The sequence below is a fragment of the Pseudomonas sp. HD6422 genome (assembly GCF_025377065.1).
Taxonomy (GTDB): Bacteria; Pseudomonadota; Gammaproteobacteria; order Pseudomonadales; family Pseudomonadaceae; genus Aquipseudomonas; species Aquipseudomonas putida_U.
This window is the reverse complement of sequence record NZ_JAHWIW010000009.1, coordinates 136,669-161,402: the sequence shown is the minus strand read 5'-3', so window position 1 is coordinate 161,402 and position 24,734 is coordinate 136,669. Positions and strand designations below refer to the sequence as shown.

The 24,734-nt window shown below is 62.6% G+C and carries 22 protein-coding genes; 6 read left to right on the top strand and 16 right to left on the bottom strand.

The features are described 5' to 3' along the window. Positions 1–205: 205 nt before the first annotated feature. The 5 genes from groL to KY379_RS08855 all read right to left on the bottom strand — a co-directional run bounded on the left by groL (position 206) and on the right by KY379_RS08855 (position 4,821). On the bottom strand, positions 206–1,846 hold the full coding sequence (groL, locus tag KY379_RS08875) for a chaperonin GroEL (RefSeq protein ID WP_060478110.1): 1,641 nt from the start codon (positions 1,844–1,846) through the stop codon (positions 206–208). Positions 1,847–1,894: 48 nt separating this feature from the next. Next, positions 1,895–2,188: a co-chaperone GroES gene (locus KY379_RS08870; RefSeq protein ID WP_009395550.1), complete on the bottom strand. Its 294-nt coding sequence runs from the start codon at positions 2,186–2,188 to the stop codon at positions 1,895–1,897. A gap of 254 nt (positions 2,189–2,442) precedes the next feature. Beyond that, complete coding sequence (locus KY379_RS08865; RefSeq protein WP_133329897.1) at positions 2,443–2,904, bottom strand: FxsA family protein; 462 nt, start codon at positions 2,902–2,904, stop codon at positions 2,443–2,445. Positions 2,905–2,969: 65 nt separating this feature from the next. After that, a complete protein-coding gene (locus tag KY379_RS08860; RefSeq protein WP_261239604.1) occupies positions 2,970–3,701 on the bottom strand; it encodes a HugZ family protein in 732 nt (243 codons plus the stop codon). 109 nt (positions 3,702–3,810) lie between these two features. Further along, complete coding sequence (locus tag KY379_RS08855) at positions 3,811–4,821, bottom strand: DUF481 domain-containing protein (protein ID WP_261239605.1); 1,011 nt, start codon at positions 4,819–4,821, stop codon at positions 3,811–3,813. 152 nt (positions 4,822–4,973) lie between these two features. On the opposite strand from KY379_RS08855, the gene KY379_RS08850 reads away from it, so the two are divergent. Both KY379_RS08850 and KY379_RS08845 read left to right on the top strand, forming a co-directional pair. After that, complete coding sequence (locus KY379_RS08850) at positions 4,974–5,327, top strand: MGMT family protein (protein WP_133329891.1); 354 nt, start codon at positions 4,974–4,976, stop codon at positions 5,325–5,327. 43 nt (positions 5,328–5,370) lie between these two features. Further along, positions 5,371–6,918: an AmpG family muropeptide MFS transporter gene (locus tag KY379_RS08845; protein WP_133329889.1), complete on the top strand. Its 1,548-nt coding sequence runs from the start codon at positions 5,371–5,373 to the stop codon at positions 6,916–6,918. Between the two features lie 70 nt (positions 6,919–6,988). Here the strand turns inward: KY379_RS08845 and KY379_RS08840 are convergent, their stop codons facing one another. From KY379_RS08840 to KY379_RS08830, 3 genes are all read right to left on the bottom strand, one after another. Continuing rightward, positions 6,989–8,227, bottom strand: coding sequence for an MFS transporter (locus tag KY379_RS08840; RefSeq protein ID WP_133329887.1), 1,239 nt, complete (start codon positions 8,225–8,227; stop codon positions 6,989–6,991). A 165-nt stretch (positions 8,228–8,392) separates the two neighbouring features. Continuing rightward, positions 8,393–9,235 (bottom strand): mechanosensitive ion channel family protein, encoded by an 843-nt coding sequence (locus tag KY379_RS08835; protein WP_133329885.1) that lies wholly within the window; start codon positions 9,233–9,235, stop codon positions 8,393–8,395. 115 nt (positions 9,236–9,350) lie between these two features. Then, a complete protein-coding gene (locus tag KY379_RS08830) occupies positions 9,351–9,836 on the bottom strand; it encodes a YajQ family cyclic di-GMP-binding protein (RefSeq protein ID WP_133329883.1) in 486 nt (161 codons plus the stop codon). A gap of 102 nt (positions 9,837–9,938) precedes the next feature. On the opposite strand from KY379_RS08830, the gene KY379_RS08825 reads away from it, so the two are divergent. The 3 genes from KY379_RS08825 to KY379_RS08815 are packed head-to-tail and all read left to right on the top strand — an operon-like array spanning position 9,939 to position 13,495. Next, positions 9,939–10,856 (top strand): putative 2-dehydropantoate 2-reductase, encoded by a 918-nt coding sequence (locus KY379_RS08825; protein WP_133329881.1) that lies wholly within the window; start codon positions 9,939–9,941, stop codon positions 10,854–10,856. Between the two features lie 39 nt (positions 10,857–10,895). Continuing rightward, a complete protein-coding gene (locus KY379_RS08820; RefSeq protein WP_133329879.1) occupies positions 10,896–12,926 on the top strand; it encodes an ATP-binding protein in 2,031 nt (676 codons plus the stop codon). Positions 12,927–12,928: 2 nt separating this feature from the next. Beyond that, complete coding sequence (locus tag KY379_RS08815; RefSeq protein WP_133329877.1) at positions 12,929–13,495, top strand: cob(I)yrinic acid a,c-diamide adenosyltransferase; 567 nt, start codon at positions 12,929–12,931, stop codon at positions 13,493–13,495. 135 nt (positions 13,496–13,630) lie between these two features. Here the strand turns inward: KY379_RS08815 and KY379_RS08810 are convergent, their stop codons facing one another. The 4 genes from KY379_RS08810 to secA form a co-directional block, all read right to left on the bottom strand. After that, complete coding sequence (locus KY379_RS08810; RefSeq protein ID WP_133329873.1) at positions 13,631–14,575, bottom strand: Nudix family hydrolase; 945 nt, start codon at positions 14,573–14,575, stop codon at positions 13,631–13,633. Further along, positions 14,572–15,204 (bottom strand): glutathione S-transferase family protein, encoded by a 633-nt coding sequence (locus KY379_RS08805; protein WP_133329871.1) that lies wholly within the window; start codon positions 15,202–15,204, stop codon positions 14,572–14,574. The genes KY379_RS08810 and KY379_RS08805 overlap by 4 nt, the downstream gene beginning before the upstream one ends. 89 nt (positions 15,205–15,293) lie before the next feature. Further along, on the bottom strand, positions 15,294–16,511 hold the full coding sequence (argJ, locus tag KY379_RS08800) for a bifunctional glutamate N-acetyltransferase/amino-acid acetyltransferase ArgJ (protein ID WP_133329869.1): 1,218 nt from the start codon (positions 16,509–16,511) through the stop codon (positions 15,294–15,296). Between the two features lie 193 nt (positions 16,512–16,704). Then, complete coding sequence (gene secA / locus KY379_RS08795) at positions 16,705–19,440, bottom strand: preprotein translocase subunit SecA (RefSeq protein ID WP_133329866.1); 2,736 nt, start codon at positions 19,438–19,440, stop codon at positions 16,705–16,707. Positions 19,441–19,737: 297 nt separating this feature from the next. Between secA and KY379_RS08790 the strand changes: the two genes are divergently transcribed. After that, a complete protein-coding gene (locus tag KY379_RS08790; protein ID WP_133330022.1) occupies positions 19,738–20,193 on the top strand; it encodes a DUF721 domain-containing protein in 456 nt (151 codons plus the stop codon). Positions 20,194–20,315: 122 nt separating this feature from the next. Here the strand turns inward: KY379_RS08790 and lpxC are convergent, their stop codons facing one another. The 4 genes from lpxC to KY379_RS08770 form a co-directional block, all read right to left on the bottom strand. Beyond that, positions 20,316–21,227, bottom strand: coding sequence for a UDP-3-O-acyl-N-acetylglucosamine deacetylase (gene lpxC, locus KY379_RS08785; RefSeq protein WP_133329864.1), 912 nt, complete (start codon positions 21,225–21,227; stop codon positions 20,316–20,318). A 112-nt stretch (positions 21,228–21,339) separates the two neighbouring features. Next, on the bottom strand, positions 21,340–22,536 hold the full coding sequence (gene ftsZ, locus KY379_RS08780) for a cell division protein FtsZ (RefSeq protein ID WP_133329862.1): 1,197 nt from the start codon (positions 22,534–22,536) through the stop codon (positions 21,340–21,342). 55 nt (positions 22,537–22,591) lie between these two features. After that, a complete protein-coding gene (ftsA, locus tag KY379_RS08775; protein WP_133329860.1) occupies positions 22,592–23,848 on the bottom strand; it encodes a cell division protein FtsA in 1,257 nt (418 codons plus the stop codon). Between the two features lie 14 nt (positions 23,849–23,862). Beyond that, the gene (locus KY379_RS08770) at positions 23,863–24,732 is read right to left on the bottom strand and encodes a cell division protein FtsQ/DivIB (protein WP_133329858.1); all 870 of its coding nucleotides are present in this window, start codon (positions 24,730–24,732) and stop codon (positions 23,863–23,865) included. Positions 24,733–24,734: the final 2 nt, after the last annotated feature.

The window sequence follows — 24,734 nt, the reverse complement described above, 5'->3', positions numbered from 1 at the left end:
TGCAACTTTTTCCAAGAAAAAAGTTGCCCGCCGTAAAGGCGGAAGGGGCCAGTAGCGCCGCTACACACAATGGATCACCTCACGATCTAAATGCCAAGCCAAGCCAAGCCAAGCCAAGCAAAGCTCCCCCCGACAATCCGTGAAGAACCATAAAAAAGCCCCGCACTAGGCGGGGCTTTTCCTTGGTGCAGGGGGTAAAGCTGGCTTACATCATGCCGCCCATGCCACCCATACCGCCCATGTCAGGCATGCCAGCAGCTGGCTTGTCTTCCGGCAGGTCGGCAACCATGGCTTCGGTGGTGATCATCAGACCGCCGATCGAAGCTGCGGCTTGCAGGGCCGAACGGGTGACCTTGGCTGGGTCGAGGATACCCATCTCGATCATGTCGCCGTATTCGCCGGTTGCAGCGTTGTAGCCGTAGTTACCCGAACCTTGCTTGACCTTGTCAGCAACAACGCTTGGCTCGTCGCCGGCGTTGGCGGTGATCTGGCGCAGCGGGGCTTCTACAGCGCGGCGCAGCAGCGAGATACCGACGTTCTGGTCTTCGTTGTCACCTTTGAGGTCGACAATGGCAGCCAGGGCGCGAACCAGGGCAACACCACCGCCAGGCACCACGCCTTCTTCGACAGCTGCACGGGTAGCGTGCAGGGCATCTTCGACGCGGGCTTTCTTCTCTTTCATTTCAACTTCGGTGCCAGCACCGACCTTGATCACGGCAACACCGCCAGCCAGCTTGGCCAGACGCTCTTGCAGCTTCTCACGGTCGTAGTCCGAAGAGGTTTCTTCGATCTGAGCACGGATCTGCTTGACGCGTGCTTCGATGTCGGCGTCAACGCCAGCACCATCGATGATGGTGGTGTTTTCCTTGGACAGGATGACGCGCTTGGCGTTACCCAGGTGCTCCAGGGTGGTGGTTTCCAGGGTCAGGCCGATTTCCTCGGAGATGACCTGGCCGCCGGTCAGGACGGCGATGTCCTGCAGCATGGCCTTGCGGCGGTCGCCGAAGCCTGGCGCCTTGACCGCTGCAACCTTGACGATGCCGCGCATGTTGTTGACGACCAGGGTCGCCAGTGCTTCGCCTTCGACGTCTTCAGCCACGATCAGCAGCGGACGACCGGCCTTGGCAACGGCTTCCAGTACTGGCAGCAATTCGCGGATGTTGGAGATCTTCTTGTCGACCAGCAGCAGCAGCGGGCTTTCCAGCTCGGCAACCATGGTGTCTGGCTTGTTGACGAAGTAAGGCGACAGGTAGCCACGGTCGAACTGCATGCCTTCTACGACGGACAGTTCGTTTTCCAGGCCCGAGCCTTCTTCAACGGTGATCACGCCTTCTTTACCGACTTTTTCCATGGCTTCGGCGATGATTTCACCGATGGAGTTGTCGGAGTTGGCGGAGATGGTACCGACCTGAGCGATGGCCTTGGAGTCGGCGCATGGCTTGGACAGGTTCTTCAGTTCGGCGACGACGGCAGCGGTGGCCTTGTCGATACCGCGCTTGAGGTCCATCGGGTTCATGCCGGCAGCGACGGCCTTCAGGCCTTCGTTGACGATGGCCTGGGCCAGGACGGTAGCGGTGGTGGTGCCGTCACCGGCAGCGTCGTTGGCCTTGGAAGCGACTTCCTTGACCAGCTGGGCGCCCATGTTTTCGAAGGCGTCTTTCAGCTCGATTTCTTTGGCGACGGAAACGCCGTCCTTGGTGATGGTCGGCGCGCCGAAGCTCTTGGCCAGAACCACGTTGCGGCCTTTCGGGCCGAGGGTCGCTTTTACCGCGTCAGCCAGAACGTTGACACCAACCAGCATTTTCTTACGAGCGGAATCGCCGAATTTTACGTCTTTAGCAGCCATGATCGTTTAATCCTTGAAATTCTTTGGAGTAACGGTAAGTCGGAAAAATCAGCCTTCGACAACGGCGAGAATTTCGTTCTCGCTCATTACCAGCAGGTCTTCGCCGTCGACTTTCACGGTGTTGCTGCCCGAGTAAGGGCCGAAAACCACCTTGTCACCCACTTTCACGGCCAGCGCACGTACTTCACCGTTGTCCAGGATGCGACCGGTGCCGACGGCGACGACTTCGCCGCGGTTTGGTTTTTCAGCGGCCGAACCCGGCAGGACGATACCGCCAGCGGTTTTCGATTCTTCTTCGCTGCGACGGATGACTACGCGGTCATGCAGAGGACGAAGCTTCATTGTCGATCTCTCCCAAATTGTGGTTTTCATCGGCCGGTGTCGACACCGGCGGTTTTGATGCGGTCCGGCGTTGCCGGGAGTGACCCGCCAGGGGCGAGTCACCTGTGTAATGTCTGGTGTCGCCACCAGAAACCTTGCGGTGACCACATACATGAGGTCGCCCGAAACAATTACAAGGCCTTGAATATAAAATTTTTCATCCTGGCCAGGCACGACGAAAAACGGCCCCTCGCGGGGCCGTTGCAAATGTGGGGTTACTTGTCGCGACGCTCGTACTCGCCTTCGATGACATTCGGCCGTTGGCCTGCCTCTCGCGGTCGTGCCTGAAAAGGATCGTCCTGGAACGCCCGCTGGCGCATGGCCTGCTCCTCGGCCCGCTGGCGCATCTTGCGCGCGGCCAGGTGGCGGGTGAACGGCAGCAGGCAGAGCACGCCCAGCACGTCGCTGATGAAGCCTGGCAGGAGTAACAGGCCGCCGCCGACGGCCATCATCATGCCCTGGAACATGTCTTCGGCGGGTAGCTCGCCACGCTGCAGGCTTTCACGCGCACGCAGCGCCGTGGCCAGACCGGCCACGCGCAGCACCAGTACACCTAGTGCGGAGCCGGCGATGATCAGCAGCAGCGCCGGGAAAAAACCGATGGCGGCGCTGACTTTGACGAAGACAAACAACTCCAGCACCGGAAAAATCAGAAACAGCAGTAGAAAAGCACGCATCAAGGGTTCCTCGACGGAAGATAACCTTCCAATAAGACCTCAGATGGATGCGCACGCTCCGAATTTCAAGCCTCGGTAACCGCAGCGGTCGGCCATTGGTCGGCGCGGGCCAGCAAAACCAGGGCCTCGCGGATTTGTGTCGGTGTATTGCAGACGCTCGGGAAAGGCAGCCAGTAGATGCCCTGGCCAATGCGCAGATGCATACCCTCGCTGTCGATGCCGACCATCTCAGCCTGGGCATGGCGCGGCAGACCGGTGAGCTCGACATAGTGGGCGATGGCATTGGCATGGTCAGCGTTCATGTGCGCGATCATGCCCGCCTCGGCCTTGCCAGCGAAGGGATTGGCGAGGGTGACCTGGTCTAGCCAGTGGATCGCGCCGAACCCGCCGATGTAGCGATGGCGTACCGGCTGCAGCACCCAGAAATCGAAGTCGTGAGCCTTGTGGTAGTCGGCGGCGTCGGGAAAGAAGCGGTAGTAGCGTTCGGCTGCGGCCTCGATGGCTTGCGTGTCCTCCAGCTTGTGCGCCTCGGCCATCACGGTCAGACGGCCGACGGCCTGGACATCCTCGGCCTCGCGCTCCCCGACCAGCAGCGAGCACTTGGGGTCCTTGTGCAGGTTGTGGGTGTGCTGGGCGATCCGGCTGATGAGGATCAACGGGTTGCCTTGGGCGTCCAGGCAATAGGGCACCACCGAACCGAACGGAAAACCGGGCATCGACTTGGAGTGGGTCGAGAGCACGCCACGGTATTCCTTGAGCAGCAGTTCCCGGGCGGGGCGGATGGCGTTGGTACTCACGAAGGACGCTCCTGGCAGCGGACTGGATGGCTGACAAGATAAGCATTATCAGGCCGAGCAGCCACTGCCATTTGTGCCCAAGCGCGCTTCAGCGCCGGCAAGCCAGCGCCTACCAGGTCACGCCGAAGCCTGCGGTGTAGCGGGTCTTGTCCAGGTCGCTGTCGCGCGTGCCGCTGATGATGTCTTTTTCCGCCTTGAGGTTGAGCGAGGCCCACTCGGTGACCTTGTAGCGCAAACCGACCTCGGCATCGAGCGAGTAATCGGCCACACCGCCCAGCGGTTTGGCGAGCTCGCCATTGGTGAACAGCTGGATGTTCTTGCCGATCAGGTAGCGGGTGTAGTCCCACTTCACCGCTGCCGAATAGAAATTGTCCTTGGCGCCGTCCTGGTACTCGAAGTCGGTGCGGTTGATCAGCGAACCCAGCGAGAACGCCCCCAGTTCGTCGTCCCAGAACTGATAACCAGGGCCAGTACCGATGGTCCGCTGGCGGGCCAGATCTTCGATCTGGTCACGCTTGTACTCCGCCCGCCCCTGCCAGAACCACTTATCGGTGATGAAGCGGTCGAGGGCGTATTCGGCGCTCCAGTTGTCGGTGGTAGTGACGTCGTCCTGGGTCTCGCGGTTGTATTCGCCTTCGGCGTTGTGCCGCCAACGGCCGTGGCGGGCGGTGGTCTTGAAGCTGATGTCGTAGTCGTCGGTGTCGGTTTCGGCGCGCTTGTAGTCCATCGCCACGTCAACGTTGCCCTTCCAGGAAAAGTCCTCGACCAGCGGCTTGGGCTTCATGATCTGCTGGATACTGGCCAGGTCGACGGTCTTGGGTGCCTCGCCATTGGCCAGGGTGACCTTGCCGGGCTCCGCGGCACTGAGCGACTTGGCTTTCTCGCCGGAATAGGCGTCTTGCTTGACCAGCAGCTCCTGATCGCTTTCCAGGGTCTGAACCTGCTTCCAGTCCAAAGCGATGGTCCCACCATAAGGGGTGTCGAGTACCAGCTTGCCACCATCGAAGACCTTGATGGTGCCGCTGAGCTTGTCACCGTTTTTCATGAAGACGGTATCGGCTAAAGCGGGGGTGGCACACAGGGAGGCGGCAAACGTGCATAGCAGGAATCTAGAATACATAAGCTGACTACGGGTTCGATTTGACGAAAAAAGCCGGGCATTATCCAGATACCGACGACCAGAACAAGGACAGACCCAGACCATGCCGTTGAGTTCAACGCTCATTTGTCGAACCATTCGTCCGGTTTCATCACAGCCCCCAGGAGCCGCGGATGTCCGCTGATCTACTCCCCGTCGCGGACAGCCCCGAGGCCCGACGAACGGCATTGTATTCGGTGCTCGGCCAAGTCCCCGCCGGCAAAGTGGTGAGCTACGGCCAGTTGGCCGAACTGGCAGGGCTCGGCCGCGCCGCGCGTTGGGTCGGTCGCACACTCAGCCAGCTTCCGGCCGATACTCGCCTGCCCTGGCACCGGGTCCTCGGCGCCGGTGGCCGCCTGAGCCTGGCATTGGGCACGCCGGGTGGCGACGAACAACGTGCGCGCCTGCGCGCAGAAGGTGTGAATGTGACCAATAATCGTGTGGATATGAACCGCCATGGCTGGCGCCCGATGGAGCACAGCGGTTAGAGTGCGCGCTTTGTTTTCGAAAACTTGAGGCAGATGTTGGCCCATGCCCCGTAAAACCTGGCGCGCTGCGCTCGCTGCTTATGCCAGCCCGTCAACCCTGGTGCTTTTGCTGCTCGGCTTTGCCGCCGGCCTGCCCTACATGCTGGTGTTTTCGACCCTGTCGGTGTGGCTGCGCGAGGCTGGTGTGGCCCGCGAGACCATTGGCTACGCCAGCCTTATCGGTTTGGCCTATGCCTTCAAGTGGGTCTGGTCGCCGCTGCTCGACCAGTGGCGCCTGCCCCTGCTCGGTCGCCTCGGCCGGCGTCGCTCGTGGCTGCTGCTGTCGCAGGCGCTGGTGGTGCTGGGGCTGGTCGGCATGAGCCTGTGCGATCCGCAGCAACACCTGTCGTGGCTGATCGCCCTGGCGGTACTGGTGGCTTTCGCTTCGGCCACACAGGACATCGCCGTCGATGCCTACCGCCTGGAGATCGCCGACGATCAACGCCAAGCCGCCCTCGCCGCCAGCTATATGGCCGGCTACCGGGTCGCTGCGCTGCTGGCCACGGCCGGCGCCCTGTTCTTCGCCGAATGGTTCGGCTCCACCGGATTCGCCTACCTGCACAAAGCCTGGGCCGGTACCTACATGCTGTTTGGCGTGATGATGCTGCCCGCGCTGTTCACCACCCTGGTCATGCGCGAGCCTGCCGTACCGATGCGCACCCAGCTGTCGGCGGCACGCTACGGTCTGGTCCATCAAATGGCCTCGGTGTTCGTGCTGATCATCCTGCTGGTCTCGGTGCCTGCCAGCTTCACGCAGATGTTCAACACCGGCTGGTCCAGCGTCATCTCCGGCGATGCCACGCCACTCGATCTGCTGCTCGAAGACCGCGCTTTCCTGCGCCTGATCCTCTACGTGTCGCTGACCTGGGCATGTTTGTCGGGCATGGGCCGACGCGGCCTGGCACCGGTGCTGACGCCGATCAACGACTTCATCACCCGTTACCGCTGGCAGGCTCTGCTGCTGCTTGGCCTGATCGCCACCTATCGTATGTCGGACACGGTCATGGGCGTCATGGCCAACGTTTTCTACATCGACACCGGCTTCACCAAGGACGAGATCGCCAGCGTCAGCAAGATCTTCGGTCTGATCATGACCCTGGTCGGCGCTGGCGCCGGCGGCCTGCTGATCGTGCGCTTCGGCATCCTGCCGATCCTGTTCATCGGCGGCGCGGCCTCGGCGGCCACCAACCTGATGTTCGTGATGCTGGCCGACATGGGCCCCAACCTGAAAATGCTGGTGGTGACGATTTCCCTCGACAACTTCAGCTCGGGTCTTGCCACCTCGGCGTTCGTCGCCTACCTGTCGAGCCTGACCAACCTGAAGTTCTCGGCGACCCAGTACGCCCTGCTCAGCTCGATCATGCTGCTGTTGCCGCGCCTGATTGGGGGCTATTCAGGGGTGATGGTGGAGAAGTTCGGTTACCACAACTTCTTCTTGATCACTGCGCTGTTGGGTGTGCCGACACTGATCCTGATTGCGCTGCACTGGCGCCAGGAAGTGGGCAAGGGCAAGCAGCAACCGGTTGAGAACCCGGCGGCCGAGCAGCCCTGAGCGTTTGCCGTGGTCGGTGCCGGCCTCTTCGCGGGTATACCTGCGAAAGGGCCGGTCCAGATACTCCTCTTCAGCCGGCCACGACCCCAGCCCGACCACCGACGACCCACCACAACGGCCACAGTGCCAGCGCTCCGGCCACCCCAGCCGCCAGGGCGAAGTGCAGCAGGCTGTCCCCTGCTCCGATCATCGCCAGCAACGCGCCACCGAGGCCGAGCAGGGCGATGGTGATCATGCCCAGCATCGCCGACACCAGGCCCTTGCTCTGCTCGCTGGCGAACAACGTCATGCGGTACAGCACCGCATTGGCCACCCCCAGACCCAAGGCATAGAGGGACATGCCGGCGACCAGGCTGGTCACCGTCGGCCACCACCAGGTCGTCAGGACCATCAGGCACAATCCCGCCAGGTACGGCCACAGAGCCCCACGCACCAGCGCCGGCAACGGGTAGCGGTCGGCGATGCGGTTGATGATCAGGTTGCCGATGATCAGGCCGCCAAACACCGGCAACTGCCACAAGGCGTACTCCAGGGTGCTCAATCCCTCGTCATGGATCAGCAACACCGGCGACAAGCCGATCCAGCCAATCAACGGCAAGCCCACCAATCCCAGTGCAGCGCTCCCGGCCACGAACCGGCGGTTGGCCAGCAACTGCCCATAGCCTGCCAGCAACGGCAACAAGTGGATCGGTGTGAACGCCAGGCGTGAGCCATCGCGCCGCTCCACCCCAAGGGTTTCCGGCATCAGCCGGTACAGCAGCAGCCAGACCAGTACCGCGCCGGCGGCGAACGCCACGAACAGCCAGCGCCAATCCAGCCATTGCAGCATCAAGGTACCCACCAACGGCCCGAGCAGCGGCGACAACAAGGCGATGTTGGCCAGCAACGCCATCATGCGCACGGCATCGGCTTCGCTGAACGCTTCGTTCAGTGCCGGATAGCTGACCGTCACCACGAAGCCCAGGCCAACGCCTTGCAACAGCCGCAACAGGTTGAACAGCGCGATGTCCTGCACCCAATAGGTGGCCACGCAGGCCAGCGCGAATGCCCCACAACCGGCCAGCAACAAAGGACGTCGACCGTAACGATCGGCCAGCGGACCGATCAGCCACTGCAGGACCACGCCGCCCAGCAGGTACAGGTTCAACGCATGCGGAATGTATTGCGGGCTGGCATCCAGGTGCTCGACCACCACCGGCATGGCCGGCATCACAGCGTCGCTGGCGAGGTACGTCAGCAGCTCGAACAGGGCCAGGGTCAAGCCGAACAGCAGGGCTCGCAAGGGAGTGATGTACAGCAGTGGTTTCATGGCGGCGTTTGGGGTGAAAGCAGGAGGGGTCAGGGTATATGCCAGAAATGGCGGAGGGTTACTGTGAACAAGTGTAAAAAGTCGGAAAAAGTCGGGGCCGCTCTGCACCCCTTCGCGGCGTTTCGGCGCGAAGGGGTGCAGAGCGGCCCCGACCTGGAACAGGCGTTACTGCGCGGCAGTCTCCTGCACCACGCGGATCACCCGCTGCGGGAACGGAATATCGATGCCTTCGGCCTTCAGACGATCACGGGCCTGCTCGTTGAGCATGAACATCACGTCCCAATAATCGGCGGTCTTGGTCCACAGCCGCAGCGACACGGTGATCGAGCTGTCGCCCAAGGTCGACACCACTGCCTGGGGCGCTGGATCGGCCAGCACGCGTGGGTCCTGGGCCAATTCCAGCAACACATTGCGGGCGGTCTGCAGGTCGGCCTCGTAGTCCACGCCGACATCGAAGATCACCTTGCGCGTGGGCTGACGGTTGGTGTTGGTGATGATCCCGTTGGACAGCGTACCGTTGGGCAGGATGACGGTCTTGTTGTCACCGGTGCGCAGCACGGTATGGAAGATCTGGATACTGTCGACGGTACCGCTGACGCCCTGCGCCTCGATCCAGTCGCCGATGCGGAATGGACGGAACAGCAGGATCAGCACCCCGCCGGCGAAGTTCGCCAGACTGCCCTGCAGCGCCAGACCGATGGCCAGGGTGGCACCACCGATGGCCGCCACGAACGAGGTGGTCTCGATGCCGATCATCGAAGCCACGCTGATCGCCAGCATGATCTTCAGCACGACATTGGCCAGGGTGCGGATGAACCCTTGCAGGGCCGGATCTTGCACCTTCAAGCCGACCAGACGGGCCAGACGGTCGCTGACCAAGTTGGTGATCCACCAACCGATGGCCAGAGTCAACAACGCCAGCAACACACGGCTGCCGTACTCCATGATCAAGGGAACCCAGGTCTGTGACTCGCGAACCAGCTGGTCGACCTCAGCGTTCAAATCCATATCCATCTCCTGATGCGTTACGGCAACTGCGGGTGAAAACCGGCCGCGGGTCTAGCAGCGGCCTCGGAACCGGTGGACAGTGCCAGCGCCAGCTCGGTTCCGGAGTAAACCTGGCTCAGTCGCGGAAGTTGTTGAACTGCAGCGGCATGTCGAATTCCTTGGTGCGCAGCAGGGCAATGGCCTCCTGCAGATCGTCACGCTTCTTGCCGGTGACCCGGACCTGCTCACCCTGAATGGCCGCCTGAACCTTGAGCTTGGCGTCCTTGATGGTGGCGACGATCTTCTTGGCCAGATCCTTGTCGATGCCTTCGCGGAACTTGGCTTCCTGCTTCTTCTCTTTGCCGGAGGCGTAGGGGTCCTTGGTTTCCAGGCACTTGACGTCGATCTTGCGCTTGACCAGGGCCAGGCGCAGGATCTCCAGCATCGCCTCGAGCTGGAACTCTTCCTCTGCGGTCAGCACCACGGTCTGTTCCTTGTCCTTGAACTCGAAGCTGCCCTTGCCCTTGAGGTCGTAACGACGATCGAGATCCTTGATGGCGTTGTCGACTGCGTTCTGTACTTCGTGCTTGTCCAGTTCCGATACCACGTCGAACGACGGCATGGCTATCCTCCATAAAATGAGCGCGCGCTCGGACTGAAGATGGAGCGCGTCAGGGTTAGGGGGTTAAAATGCGAACTCATTATAACGGGTTGCGAAACGCAGATGAGCAGCACCTGGCATATTCTCGGCGCCGGTAGCCTCGGCAGCCTCTGGGCCTGCCGCCTGGCAGCTGCGGGCAAGGCCGTGCGAATGATTCTGCGCGACGATCGCCGCCTGCAGGCCTACCAGCGAGCCGGCGGCCTGACCCTGGTCGAGCACGATCAGGCGCGCCAGTACGCCATCCCCGGCGAAACTGCCGACGCGCCCGGACCGATCCACCGTCTGTTGGTAGCGTGCAAGGCCTACGACGCCGCCCCGGCCCTGGCCCGACTGGCCCCTCGACTGGCCGAGGGCGCCGAGCTGGTATTGCTGCAGAACGGTCTGGGCAGCCAGGACGAAGTCGCCGACCAGGTTCCCCACGCCCGCTGCATATTCGCCTCCAGCACCGAAGGCGCGTTCCGCGAGGATGACTGGCAGGTACGCTTCGCCGGGCATGGTTTCAACTGGCTGGGTGACCCTGCCAACCCGACGCTGCCCGAATGGTTCGACGACCTGCAGGACGCCGGCATCCCTGGCCAATGGACCGTGGACATTCTCACTCGCCTGTGGCGCAAACTCGCACTGAACTGCGCGATCAACCCGCTGACCGTGCTGCACGAGTGCCACAATGGCGGGTTGCTGGAACATCTGGGCGAAGTCGAGGCGCTGTGTACAGAGCTGAGCCAACTGCTGCATCGGTGTGGCCAGCCGGAAGCGGCACAGGATCTTGGCGAGGAAGTGCAGCGGGTGATCCTCGCCACCGCCGCCAACTACTCTTCGATGTACCAGGACGTGCGCGCCAACCGCCGCACCGAAGTGCACTATCTGCTCGGCCATGCCTGCCGCGCCGCTGCCCGGCACGGCATGCACCTGGAGCGGCTGGAACGCCTGCACCAGCGCCTGGTCGATAATCTGCGGGCCCGTGGCTTGCCCAGCGACTGACGCTGGCACCTTGAATCGGATACGGACATTGCCTTGCCCATGACCTTGCGCAAACGCCTGGAAAACCTCCCGGTCGGGCAGAAGCTGCTGGCAGCCCTGTTGGTATTGCTGGTAACCATTCTGCTGGTGGCCAACCTGGCCTTTATCAGCGCCGCCTACTGGATCACCCAGGAAAGCATGGCGCCCCAGGCCCTGCAAACCATCGGACGGCTGGTCTCCAATCCTCAGCTGTCGGCTCGTGCCGGCGACACCCCCGAGTCAGCCACGGCGCTGCTCAGGGAACTGGATAGCTATACCCCATTGCGTGCCGCGGCCATCTATGGCGGTGACGGGCGACTGTTGGCCCAGTTGCAGCACGGCGAGCCGCTGGCGCTGCCCAAGCGCTACCGCAGTATCGATGGTTGGCGTCTGATGGAGTTTCGCAGCACCCAACTGGTGCGCCTGCCCCGCGATGCCAACCCTCCGGCCCATCTGCTGCTGGTGGCCAGCAGCGAACTACCCACCGCCTTCTACACCGGCACTCTCACCGCCAGCGCTGCGATATTGGTGTTCAGCATCCTGTTGTGGCTGCTCATCGCCCGGCAGATCAAACGCCTGATCACCCAGCCGATCAACCAGCTCGAAGAACTCAGCCGCCAGGTCACCCGCGAAGAAAGCTATGCCTTGCGCGCCACCCGTGGCAACGACGACGAGATCGGCAGCCTGGCCGAGGCGTTCAACACCATGCTGTCGCGTATCGAAGCCCGCGAGCAGCAGCTCAAGCGTACCCGCGACGAATTCCAGAATGCCTACGACCAGGCTCAGGGCCTGGCCGAGGAAACCCGCCACACCAACCGCAAGCTGGAACTGGAAGTCCAGGTCCGCAGCAAGATCGAGAAAAAACTCACGGGCTTCCAGAACTACCTCAACAGCATCATCGACTCCATGCCCTCGGCGCTCATCGCTCTCGACGAGCAGCTCTACGTCACTCAGTGGAATCACGAGGCCACGGTGCTTTCCGGCACTCCTCTGGACGAAGCGCTGAACCAGCCGATCTTCATCGCCTTCGAACCGCTCAAGCCTTTCCTGCCGCAACTCAAGGAAAGCGTCGAGAAGCATCGGGTAGCCAAGATAGAGCGGGTCACCTGGCCCAAGGACGAGGATCTGCGGCACTACGCCCTGACCTTCTACCCGCTGATGGGCGGGGGCGGCCGTGGTGTGGTGATCCGTATCGACGACATCACCCAGCGCCTGTCGCTGGAAGAGATGATGGTGCAATCCGAAAAGATGCTCTCGGTGGGTGGCCTGGCCGCTGGCATGGCCCACGAGATCAACAACCCGCTGGGGGCGATTCTGCATAACGTGCAGAACATTCGTCGGCGCCTGTCACCGGAGCTGCCGCGCAACCAGGAGCAGGCTGCCGAGCTGGGCATTGACCTGCCCAGTGTCAACCGTTACCTCGAGAGCCGCGAAGTGCCGCAGTTGCTCGACGGCATCCAGCAGGCGGGGGCCCGGGCGGCCAAGATCGTCACCCATATGCTCAGTTTCAGCCGACGCAGCAACCGCCAGCTGGCCCCCTGCGATCTGCCCGCGCTGATCGACCAGGCGGTGGAAATCGCCAGCAACGACTTCGACCTGACCATTGGCTTCGATTTCAAGGGCCAGGCCATCGTTCGCCAGTTCGACCCCGAACTGGGTCCGGTACCGTGCACCGCGAACGAACTGGAACAGGTGCTGCTGAATCTGCTCAAGAATGCCGCCCAGGCCATTCATCAGCGCCCCCAGCCTAGCGAGCCCGGGCGTATCATCCTGCGGACGCGGCTCAATCCGCCCTGGGCGGAAATCCAGGTCGAGGACAACGGCATCGGCATGCCCGAAACGGTGCGCAAGCGGACCTTCGAGCCATTCTTCACCACCAAGGAAATCGGCCAGGGCACCGGGCTCGGCTTGTCGGTTTCGTACTTCATCATCACCAACAACCACAAGGGGCAGATGGAAGTGCAGTCCACGCCCGGCCAGGGCACTTGCTTCACGCTGCGCCTGCCCCTTGGCCAGCCGGCACCTGCAGTGACCGGCCAGACGGAGGCATGACCATGGGCTATCGCCTGTCGAAAATCTACACCCGCACCGGCGACCGTGGCGAAACGGGCCTGGGCGATGGCCGGCGGGTGCCCAAGGACCACCCGCGCATCGAGGCGATCGGCGAGGTCGACAGCCTCAACAGCCAGCTCGGGCTGCTGCTGGCCGGGCTGGCCGAACACGGGCTGGATGAGGTCAGTGAGGTATTGGCGCCGTGCCAGCATCGCTTGTTCGACCTTGGGGGCGAGTTGGCGATGCCCAGTTACCAGGCGTTGAACCAGGCCGAGGTGGAACGCCTGGAGATGGCGATCGATGTCTGGAATGAGGAGATGGGGCCGCTGAAGAACTTCATCCTCCCCAGTGGTTCGGCTCTGGTGGCCCAGGCCCATGTGTGCCGCAGCCTGGCGCGCAGCGCCGAGCGACGCTGCCAGCAACTGAATGCGCTGGAGCCGCTGGAGGGGCTTGGGTTGGCGTATATCAACCGGCTTTCGGATCTGCTGTTCGTCGCGGCGCGGATCATCGGGCGGCGGCAGGGGGTGGCTGAGGTCTTATGGCAGCCTGCGGATAAGCCTCAGGGCTGATATCGCTGGGGCTGCTTTGCAGCCCATTCGCGGGGCAAGCCCGCTCCCACAGGGGCTCTGCAAGCTAAAAGATCAAGGCGATATCTGTGGGAGCGGGCTTGTCCCGCGAATGGGCCGCAAAGCGGCCCCAGATACTCAGGTCTCAGGCCAGAATGCGCGAATTCCGGCAACCCCCTGGGCTCCGGCATTCCAGGCCTTCTCCCGCTCACCCGGCCCAACCCCTCCCAGCAGGTAAACCGGCTGGTTGAAGCCCGAAATCAAGCGCTGCGCCTCATCCCACCCCAATGGCACTGCCTCGGGATGAGTCTGGGTCGCCTGCACCGGCGAGAGGGTGACGAAATCGACGCCCATCTGCTGCGCAAGCGCCAGTTCCTCTGCGTTGTGGCAGGAGGCCGCCAGCCAGCGCGCGGTCGGAAATGGTCTACCGTTGGCGGCGTATTTGCGCAACTGCGCGGCGGTCAGGTGCCAGCCGGCCGCCGGGAAGTCCCCCAACCACTCCAGCGGCCCCTTGAGCATCAGTTGCGCCTTGCCCGCGCACAGCCCCACCGCATCCACCGCGACATCCCGATACTTGGGATCGTACATGTCCGGCGCCCGCAACTGGATCAGGCGGATACCACTGGCCACCGCCTTCTGGATGCCCTTGAGCAGTGCGGGCGTTTCCAGGCCATCGGGTGTTATCAGATAGCTATCCGGCAAGCGAGCAGCGGCGACGATGGGCTTGTTAGCTTCGGGAAAATCGTACTGGGCCAGGTCACGAGGCGCCACCCAGGCCAACGGCTGGCCTTCGGCGCCGTGCGGCTCGCCGCTGAATGCCTCGACCTCACGCACCTCCAGCAGTACGTGTTTGTCCGGGTAATCATGGCTGACCGCGATCAGCGGCCGCGACCGACTCACCTCGATCCCCAACTCCTCGCGCAGCTCACGGGCCAGGGCCGCCTCGACACTTTCTCCCGGCTCCACCTTGCCCCCGGGAAACTCCCAGAGTCCCCCTTGGTGTTGAGTATCGGCACGCCGAGCAATCAGGATGCGCCCGTCGGTGCCACGGATCACCGCGGCCGCTACATGAATCCGCTTCACCCTTCACGCTCCGCCAAGCCGGCTTTTTGCCAGACCTGGAAGGCCGGCCACTGGTAGATGGTCTCGATGTAGGCCGCGGCCTCGGCCGGTACTTCGACACGATAGGTACGCAGGCGCACGGCTACGGGGGCGAAGAATGCGTCGGCCAGGGTTGGTTTGCCGAACAGGAACGGCCCACTGTCCTTGGCCACCAGACGGCATTCGGACCACAGCGCGACGATCCGGTCGATATCGATCTGCACGTCCAGGGGTACCGATTCCAGCCCCTCGTCGCGTGACAGGTCGAACGGCATGGCACCGCGCAGGGCGAAGAAGCCGCTGTGCATCTGCGCGCACGCCGAGCGAGCCTGGGCTCGGGCGGCGACGTCCGCCGGCCACAGCTGGGCGTCGGGGTGCTGCTCGTTGAGGTATTCGGCAATGGCCAGAGAGTCGGCGATCACGCCATGCTCGGTCTTGAGCAGCGGCACCTTGCCGCTGGCGGAGAATGCGAGAAGGCGCTGGCGAGTGTCGGGCTGGTTGAGTTTGATCAGCGTTTCTTCATAAGGCACGCCGGCCAGCTCGAGGGCCAGCGCACCGCGCAACGACCAGGAGGAATACAGCTTGTCGCCGATGATCAGGTGATAGGTCATGGTTCGGCTCCATTTCCGAGGGTATTCGGGCTGCTTCGCAGCCATCGTCGGCGAGCCGGCGATGGCCGGGAAGCGGCTCTAGGATGGCATCAGGTACGGTATTCGGCGTTGATCTTCACGTACTCGTGGGACAGGTCGGTGGTCCAGATGGTTTCGCTGCACTGGCCACGGCCCAGCTCGATACGGATGGTGATTTCCTCCTGAGCCATCACCTTCGAACCCTGCTCTTCGGTGTAGCTCGGGCTGCGGCCACCCTGGCTGGCGATGCAGACGCTATCGAGGTAAACATCGATCAGGCTGACGTCCAGCGCCGGCACACCGGCACGGCCAACGGCAGCGAGAATGCGGCCCCAGTTCGGATCGGAGGCGAACAGCGCGGTCTTGATCAGCGGCGAGTGAGCCACGGCGTAACCAACGTCCAGGCACTCCTGATGGTTAGCACCGCCGTTGACCTGCACGGTGACGAACTTGGTGGCGCCTTCGCCATCCCGGACGATGGCCTGGGCCACCTCCATGCACACCTCGAACACCGCTTTCTTCAGGGCTTCGAACAGTGCGCCGCTGGCTTCGGTGACTTCCGGCAGGTTGGCCTTGCCGGTGGCGATCAGCATGCAGCAGTCGTTGGTCGAGGTATCGCCATCGATGGTGATGCGATTGAACGACTTGTTGGCACCGTCGAGCATCAGATCCTTGAGCACCTGGGGCGCGACCTTGGCGTCGGTGGCGATGTAGCCGAGCATGGTGGCCATGTTCGGACGAATCATGCCGGCGCCCTTGCTGATGCCAGTCACGGTGACGGTCACACCATCGTGCTGGAACTGGCGGCTGGCACCCTTGGGCAGGGTGTCGGTGGTCATGATGCCGGTGGCGGCCTCTGCCCAGTTGTTTTCCGACAGGTTGTCCAGCGCAGCCTGCAGCGCACCTTCGATCTTCTCGACCGGCAGCGGCTCGCCGATCACGCCGGTGGAGAACGGAAGCACCGACTCCGCCGGCACGCCGGCGAGCTCGGCCAACTTGGCGCAGGTGCGTTCGGCGGCAGCCAGGCCAGGTGCGCCAGTGCCGGCGTTGGCGTTCCCGGTGTTGGTCAGCAGATAACGCACGGTGCCTTGCACACGTTGCTTGGAGAGGATCACCGGTGCTGCACAGAAAGCATTGAGGGTGAACACACCCGCGACGCTGGAGCCCTCGGCACAACGCATGACCACCACATCCTTGCGCCCTGGACGCTTGATGCCGGCAGAAGCGATACCAAGTTCAAAACCCGGCACCGGGTGCAGGGTGGGCAAAGGACCAAGACCAACAGCCATTAGAGCGCTCCTAGAAATACGGTGAACAGTCGAAGGAAGAGCGGGGCCGCTTCGCGCCCCATTCGCGGCACAAGGCCGCTCCCACAGGGACCGCGCCTCATGCAAGGGGCGATTTCCCAGTGGGAGCGGCCTTGTGCCGCGAATGGGCCGCCCAGCGGCCCCGATGTTGTCAGATTACAGCGGATGGATCAGATCACTCAATCTGACCATGGCAGTGCTTGAATTTCTTGCCCGAACCACACCAGCACGGCTCGTTGCGGCCCAGCTTGAGGTCGTTGCGCACCGGTGCGGTGGCCACCGCTACCTCAGCACCCTCTTCGGCTTGTGTCTCGCTCTCCAGGCCAGGGGCTTCGGCATGCTGGAACTGCATGCGGCTGGCCAGCTCCTCGGCCTCGCGGCGCAGACGGGCCTCCTCCTCGACCGGATCTTCGCGACGGACCTGAACGTGCGACAGCACGCGAATGGTGTCGCGCTTGATCGACTCGAGCAGTTCCTGGAACAGGGCGAACGACTCGCGCTTGTACTCCTGCTTCGGGTTCTTCTGCGCGTAGCCACGCAGGTGGATACCGTGGCGCAGGTGATCCATGGTCGACAGGTGGTCCTTCCACAGGTCGTCCAGGACACGCAGCAGAATCTGCTTCTCGAAGGTACGCAGGGCTTCGATGCCGGCCTGGTCTTCCTTCTCGGTGTAGGCGCTGGTGATTTCGTTCAGCAGCTTCTCGCGCAGGGTCTCCTCGTAGAGGTGATCGTCCTCGTCGAGCCATTGCTGGATCGGCAGCTTGATGGCGAAGTCGCTGGCCAGCGATGCCTCGAGGCCGGCCACATCCCACTGCTCGGGCAGCGACTGCGGCGGAATGTGCTGGCTGATGGTGGCATCGAGCACTTCCTTACGGAATTCGACGATGGTGTCGCCGATGTTCTCGGCCGCCAACAGGCTGTTGCGCATGTGGTAGATCACCTTGCGCTGCTCGTTGGCTACGTCGTCATATTCGAGCAGTTGCTTACGAATATCGAAGTTGCGGCCTTCGACCTTGCGCTGGGCCTTTTCGATGGCATTGGTGACCATGCGGTGTTCGATGGCTTCGCCGGACTGCATGCCCAGGGCCTTCATGAAGTTCTTCACCCGGTCGGAGGCGAAGATACGCATCAGGCTGTCTTCCAGGGACAGGTAGAAACGGCTGGAGCCAGGGTCGCCCTGACGGCCGGAACGGCCACGCAGCTGGTTGTCGATACGGCGCGATTCATGGCGCTCGGAGGCGATCACGTGCAGACCACCGGACTCGATGACCTGCTGGTGACGCTTCTGCCAGTCGGCCTTGATCTGGGCGATCTGCTCGGCGCTGGGGTTCTCCAGAGCAGCCACTTCGGCTTCCCAGTTGCCACCCAGGAGAATGTCGGTACCACGGCCGGCCATGTTGGTAGCGATGGTCAGTGCGCCAGGGGCACCGGCCTGGGCGATGATCTCGGCTTCCTTCTCGTGGTACTTGGCGTTCAGTACCTTGTGGTCGATCCCTTCCTTCTTCAGCAGGTTCGACATGTGCTCGGAGGTTTCGATGGTCGCGGTACCCACCAGCACCGGACGGCCAACCACCATGCTTTCCTTGATGTCGGCGATGATCGCGGCGTACTTCTCGTCGGCGGTCAGGTACACCAGGTCGTTGAAGTCCTTACGCGCCAGCGGCTTGTTCGGCGGGATGACCATCACGTTGAGGCCGTAGATCGACTGGAACTCGAACGCCTCGGTGTCAGCGGTACCGGTCATGCCGGACAGCTTGGTGTAGAGACGGAAGTAGTTCTGGAAGGTGGTCGAAGCCAGGGTCTGGCTCTCGGCCTGGATGTTCAGGTTCTCTTTCGCCTCGATGGCCTGGTGCAGGCCTTCGGACAGACGGCGGCCTGGCATGGTACGACCGGTGTGCTCGTCGATGAGCAGGACCTGGCCGTCCTGGACGATGTACTCGACGTTGCGATGGAACAGCTTGTGCGCACGCAGGCCAGCGTAGACGTGGGTCAGCAGGCCGAGGTTGTGCGCCGAATAGAGGCTCTCGCCTTCGGCCAGCAGGCCGGCCTGGGTAAGCATTTCTTCGATGAACTGGTGACCGGCTTCGTTGAGCTCGACCTGGCGGCTCTTCTCGTCGATGGTGAAGTGGCCTTCCTGGGTGACCTGGCCTTCGACTTCCTCGATGTGCTGGGTCAGACGCGGGATCAGGCGGTTGATCTCGATGTACAGCTTGGAGCTGTCCTCGGCCTGGCCGGAGATGATCAACGGGGTACGGGCTTCGTCGATGAGGATCGAGTCGACTTCGTCGATCACGGCGAAGTTCAGCTCACGCTGGAACTTCTCTTCCTGGCTGAACGCCATGTTGTCGCGCAGGTAGTCGAAACCGAATTCGTTGTTGGTGCCGTAGGTGATGTCGGACGCATAGGCAGCGCGCTTCTCTTCCGGCGGCTGGAATGCCGAGACGATACCTACGGTCAGGCCGAGGAATTCGTACAGCGGGCGCATCCAGTTGGCGTCGCGGCGGGCCAGGTAGTCGTTGACGGTTACCACGTGCACGCCCTTGCCGGACAATGCGTTGAGGTAGACGGCCAGGGTACCGACCAAGGTCTTGCCTTCACCGGTACGCATTTCTGCGATCATGCCCTCGTGCAGGGTCATGCCGCCGATCAGCTGTACGTCGAAGTGGCGCATGCCCATCACACGCTTGCCGGCCTCACGGGCCACGGCGAAGGCTTCAGGCAGCAATTGGTCCAGTGTCTCGCCTTTGGCCAAACGCTCCTTGAACTCTGCGGTCTTGCCCCGCAGTTGCTCGTCGGAGAGGGCCACCATCTTCTCTTCGAAGGCATTGACGATAGCTACCGTCTTGAGCATGCGTTTGACTTCACGCTCGTTCTTGCTTCCAAAAAGTTTTTTTAACAAAGGCGCAAACATATCGGCAGGATCTTCCACACTTAGGGATGGAGGGCGGCCCCATGAGTCGCCCGTGCAGCCCTGAGGCCGCATGCGAACGAGCATTCTACCCGGAAACGATGGTGAGGAAAGTGGTGGATTTCCACGATGCTGGCACAGCGCTTTGGCAGGGGCTTTTCTAAGATAGGGGCATTTTGCGGGAGTTCAACCCGCTGTTTCATGAAAGGTAGCAAGAGTGACTCGTAACCTGCCCACCGAGAGCCAGTGCAGACTACAGAGGTGTTAGACTGCCAATCTTGTAATCTCATGCATACCTCCATGGCCTTCAAACCGTCCCCCGCCCAGCCGCCATCCGCCTTGTTGCGACAGGTTCGCCCGCTGCGCCTGCTGCTCAACCAGGCCGAGCGCTTGGAGCACTTGCAGCGGCTGCTGGAAAGCCAGCTGCAGCCGGCCGCACGTGCCCATTGCCACGTGGCCTCATGGCGCGATGGCACCTTGCTTTTGGTGGTTACCGACGGCCACTGGGCCACCCGCTTGCGCTACCAGCAGAAGCGACTGATGCGTCAACTGCAAGCGCTGGAGGCTTTCGGCAATCTGCAACGGATTCAGTACAAGGTGCAGCCGCCGCTGGTGCCGGCCAAGCGGGGGAGCAACATGACCGAGCTGTCCCAAAACGCCGCTGAAAGCCTGCGCGACACCGCCGAAGGCATCGCCGACCCCAAGCTGCGCGCCGCTCTTGAGCGCCTGGCTGCACATGGCAAGGGTAAGGGTTAGGGGGCTGGCTATGGTTTTGTGGTGGGGCGGCGCTCGATATCCGCTCCACCACAAAACCCAAGCCAATACCCATAAAAAAGGCCACCCGAAGGTGGCCTCAATGAACTAGAGAGTGTTCGAACTTACACGGCCGCAACAGGGCGCATGTACGAGATCGGTGCCGTACTGGCATCTTCGAAAGTGACCACTTCCCAAGCGTCTTTCTCGGCGATCAGCTTGCGCAGCAGCTGGTTGTTCAGCGCGTGTCCGGACTTGTAGCCCTTGAACTCGCCGATCAGGCTATTGCCCAGCAGATAGAGGTCGCCGATGGCGTCGAGGATCTTGTGCTTGACGAATTCGTCTTCGTAGCGAAGACCGTCTTCGTTGAGCACGCCGTCTTCGTCGACGACGATGGCGTTCTCGACACTACCGCCCAGCGCGAGGTTGTGCTTGCGCAGGTACTCGATGTCACGCATGAAACCAAAGGTCCGGGCGCGGCTGACTTCCTTCACGAACGAGGTGCTGGAAAAGTCGACGCTGGCACTCTGGGTCCGGTCGCGTAGCACCGGGTGATCGAAGTCGATCTCGAAGCTCACCTTGAACCCGTCGAACGGCAGGAAGGTAGCGCGCTTGTCGCCCTCCTCCACTGTCACTTCGCGCAGGATACGGATGAACTTCTTGGCTGCGTCCTGCTCTTCCAGGCCGGCAGACTGAATCAGGAATACGAAGGGACCGGCGCTGCCATCCATGATCGGCACTTCCGAGGCGGAGAGCTCGACGTAGGCGTTATCGATGCCCAGGCCCGCCATGGCGGAGAGCAGGTGCTCGACCGTATCGACTTTGACGTCACCGTTGACCAGGGTCGTCGACATGGTTGTCTCGCCGACGTTGGCCGCGCGCGCCGGGATTTCGACCACAGGGTCGAGGTCGGCGCGACGGAAGACGATGCCGGTGTCAACAGGTGCAGGCTTGAGGGTCAGGTAGACCTTCTCCCCGGAGTGCAGACCGACACCTGTGGCACGGATGGTATTCTTCAGGGTGCGTTGTCTAATCATGGCATTGGCCGCTTCAGCGCAAATTGCGAACAGGTATCAACAAAGGCTGGGGATGATAACAGACCCGGCCTTTGCTGAACACCAATCACCCCTATACCCCTGATAAATTCCATCAATCGGCCTGACGACGCAGGAAAGCCGGGATATCCAGATAGTCCAAGTCATCCTGAGGATTGAGTTTAGCTGCTGCTGCGGCACCTGCATGGGCCTGGTTGCGCATCACGGTCGGACGCTCCAGGTCACGGTAGTTCACCGAAGGCTGCTCCTGACGCGCCGGTGCCGGGTTGGATGCCTCGTAGGCCTGCTGGGCGGTCTGCAGGGTGTTGTCGACCACTTTCACCGGCTTCTCGATACGTGCGCCCAGGCCGGTCGCGACCACGGTCACATGCAGTTCGTCGCGCATGTCCGGATCGATCACGGTGCCGACCTTGACCATCGCGTGGTCGGAGGCGAAGGCTTCGATGATGCTACCGACATCGGAGTATTCACCCAGCGACAGGTCTGGACCTGCGGTGATGTTCACCAGGATGCCGCGGGCGCCCTGCAGGTTGACGTCTTCGAGCAGCGGGTTGCGGATGGCCGCCTCGGTGGCTTCGCGCGCGCGGTTCGGACCGCTGGCGCAACCGGTGCCCATCATCGCCATGCCCATTTCACCCATGACGGTGCGTACGTCGGCGAAGTCGACGTTGATCATGCCTGGGCGCTTGATGATATCGGAGATACCACGCACGGCGCCGGCCAGCACGTCGTCGGCCTTGGCGAAGGCGGACAGCAGGCTGGCATCCTTGCCCAGGATGGTCAGCAGCTTCTCGTTGGGGATGGTGATCAGCGAGTCGACGCTCTCTGCCAGCATACGGATGCCCTCGTCGGCGATCTGCATGCGCTTGCGGCCTTCGAACGGGAACGGACGGGTCACCACCGCGACGGTGAGAATGCCCATTTCCTTGGCGACTTCGGCGATGATCGGTGCAGCACCGGTACCGGTACCGCCACCCATGCCAGTGGTGATGAACACCATGTTGGTGCCCTGCAGCACCTCGGCAATGCGCTCACGGTCCTCCAGCGCGGCCTGGCGGCCGACTTCCGGATTGGCGCCTGCGCCCAGGCCCTTGGTCACGCCGGTACCCAGCTGCAGAATGGTGCGCGCGCCAATGTTCTTCAGCGCCTGGGCATCGGTGTTGGCGCAGATGAACTCCACACCTTCGATGTTGCTTTTGACCATGTGGTTGACGGCATTGCCGCCACCACCGCCGACGCCGATCACCTTGATGACCGGGCTTTGCGGGACGTTGTCTACGAGCTCGAACATTTTCCCTCTCCTTTCAGTTCTCTAGTTGTCGCGCCTACCACTACTGCTTTGAAACTTAGAAGTTGCCCTGGACCCACCGCTTGAATCGCTCAAGCACTGGGGCCTTCGGTTCCTCGCCATAGCTGTTGTTGCTGCTGTTGCCGGTCAGGGGCAGGTCCTCGGACTGCTTTTGCAGCCCGTAGGTGAGCAGGCCCACGCCGGTGGAATAAATCGGGTTGCGCACTACGTCGCTCAGGCCCCGAACGCTGTGCGGCACGCCAAGGCGCACCGGCATGTGGAAGATTTCCTCGGCCAGTTCCACGGCCCCTTCCATCTTCGCGGTGCCGCCGGTGAGGACGATGCCGGCCGGCACCAGGTCCTCATAGCCGCTACGGCGCAGCTCGGCCTGGATCAGGGTGAACAGCTCGTCGTAACGTGGCTCCACCACCTCGGCCAAGGCCTGGCGCGACAGTTCGCGCGGTGGACGGTCGCCCACGCTCGGCACCTTGATGGTCTCGCCGGCACCGGCCAGCTTGGCCAGGGCGCAGGCATAGCGGATCTTGATTTCCTCGGCGTACTGGGTCGGCGTACGCAAGGCCATGGCAATATCGTTGGTGACCTGGTCGCCGGCGATCGGGATCACCGCGGTGTGACGGATCGCGCCCTCGGTGAAGATCGCGATGTCGGTGGTGCCACCGCCGATATCCACCAGGCAAACGCCCAGTTCCTTTTCGTCGTCGGTCAGCACCGAGTACGCCGAAGCGAGCTGCTCGAGGATGATGTCGTCGATTTCCAGGCCGCAGCGACGCACGCATTTCTCGATGTTCTGCGCCGCGTTGACCGCGCAGGTGACCACGTGAACCTTGGCTTCCAGGCGCACGCCCGACATGCCCAGCGGTTCGCGCACACCCTCCTGATTGTCGATCACGTAGTCCTGCGGCAGGGTGTGCAGCACGCGCTGATCGGCGGGAATGGCCACCGCCTGGGCGGCGTCGAGCACGCGCTCGAGGTCGGCGAGACTGACTTCACGGTCGCGGATGGCGACGATGCCGTGGGAGTTGAGGCTGCGGATATGGTTGCCGGCCACGCCGACGAACGCCGAGTGGATACGGCAGCCGGCCATCAGCTGGGCTTCTTCGACGGCACGCTGGATCGACTGCACGGTCGATTCGATGTTCACCACCACGCCCTTCTTCAGGCCGCGGGATGGATGGGTGCCGATCCCGACGATCTCCAGGGTACCGTCTTCGCCGACTTCACCCACCAGCGCCACCACCTTGGAGGTGCCAATGTCCAGCCCGACGATCATTTTTCCGCTATGCGCGTTTGCCATGGTCCTGCCTCTCTCTAATTCTTCGCAACGGCGGGTTGGGCCGTCGTCGGTGCAATCGGTTCCCGCCAACCAACGGCAAGTCCGTTGGCGTATCGCAGATCAATGCGGGCGATGTTGGTGATCTGCTCTTTGAGCGTCTTGTCGTAAATGGCAATGAAACGGCGCAATTTCTCCACCAGATGGTCGCGCCCCAGCAGCAACTCGATGCCCGGCCCGGCGCTGCCAGCACCGGTGGTCAGGAACCAGCTGCCTCGCTCGCGCAGCTCCAGGCGAGCGATGGAAAAGCCCAAGGGGCGCAGCATCTGGCTCAATACCTGATACTGCTGCATGACTTGCTGCTGAGCACGCTGCGGGCCGAACAGTTGCGGCAGATGCTCGTAGTTGGCCAGCTCGCGCGGGGTGAACGCCTGGCCCTGGTTGTTGAGCAAGGCTTCGTCGCCCCAGCGCGCCACCGGCAGCTGCTCTTCCAGACGCACCACCACTTCGTCCGGCCATACCCGGCGCACTTCGGCGTGGGCGATCCAGGGCATCTGTTCCAGCTCGGTACGCATGGCAGTGAGGTCGACGCTGAAGAAGCTGGCTGCGACGTACGGCGCGATTCGCTGCTGCACCGCCTGCTGGCTGATGTAGCTGAGGTCGCCCTGGACGGCGATCTTGGTGATCGGGCGGTCGGCGTATGGCATCAGGCGGATGGCGCCTTCGTAGGCACCGAAGCCTGCGGCGACCAGCAACACCGGCCATAGCAAACGCTTGAGGCCACCCAGGCTTGGCTTGGGCAGGCGCGACGACATCGGCTCATCGGCCACCAATCGGCTGGCGCCACGAGGCACCGGCTTGCTGCGGCCGGTGGCAGGTTGCTGATGACGTAACATCGCGCCTTGCATGG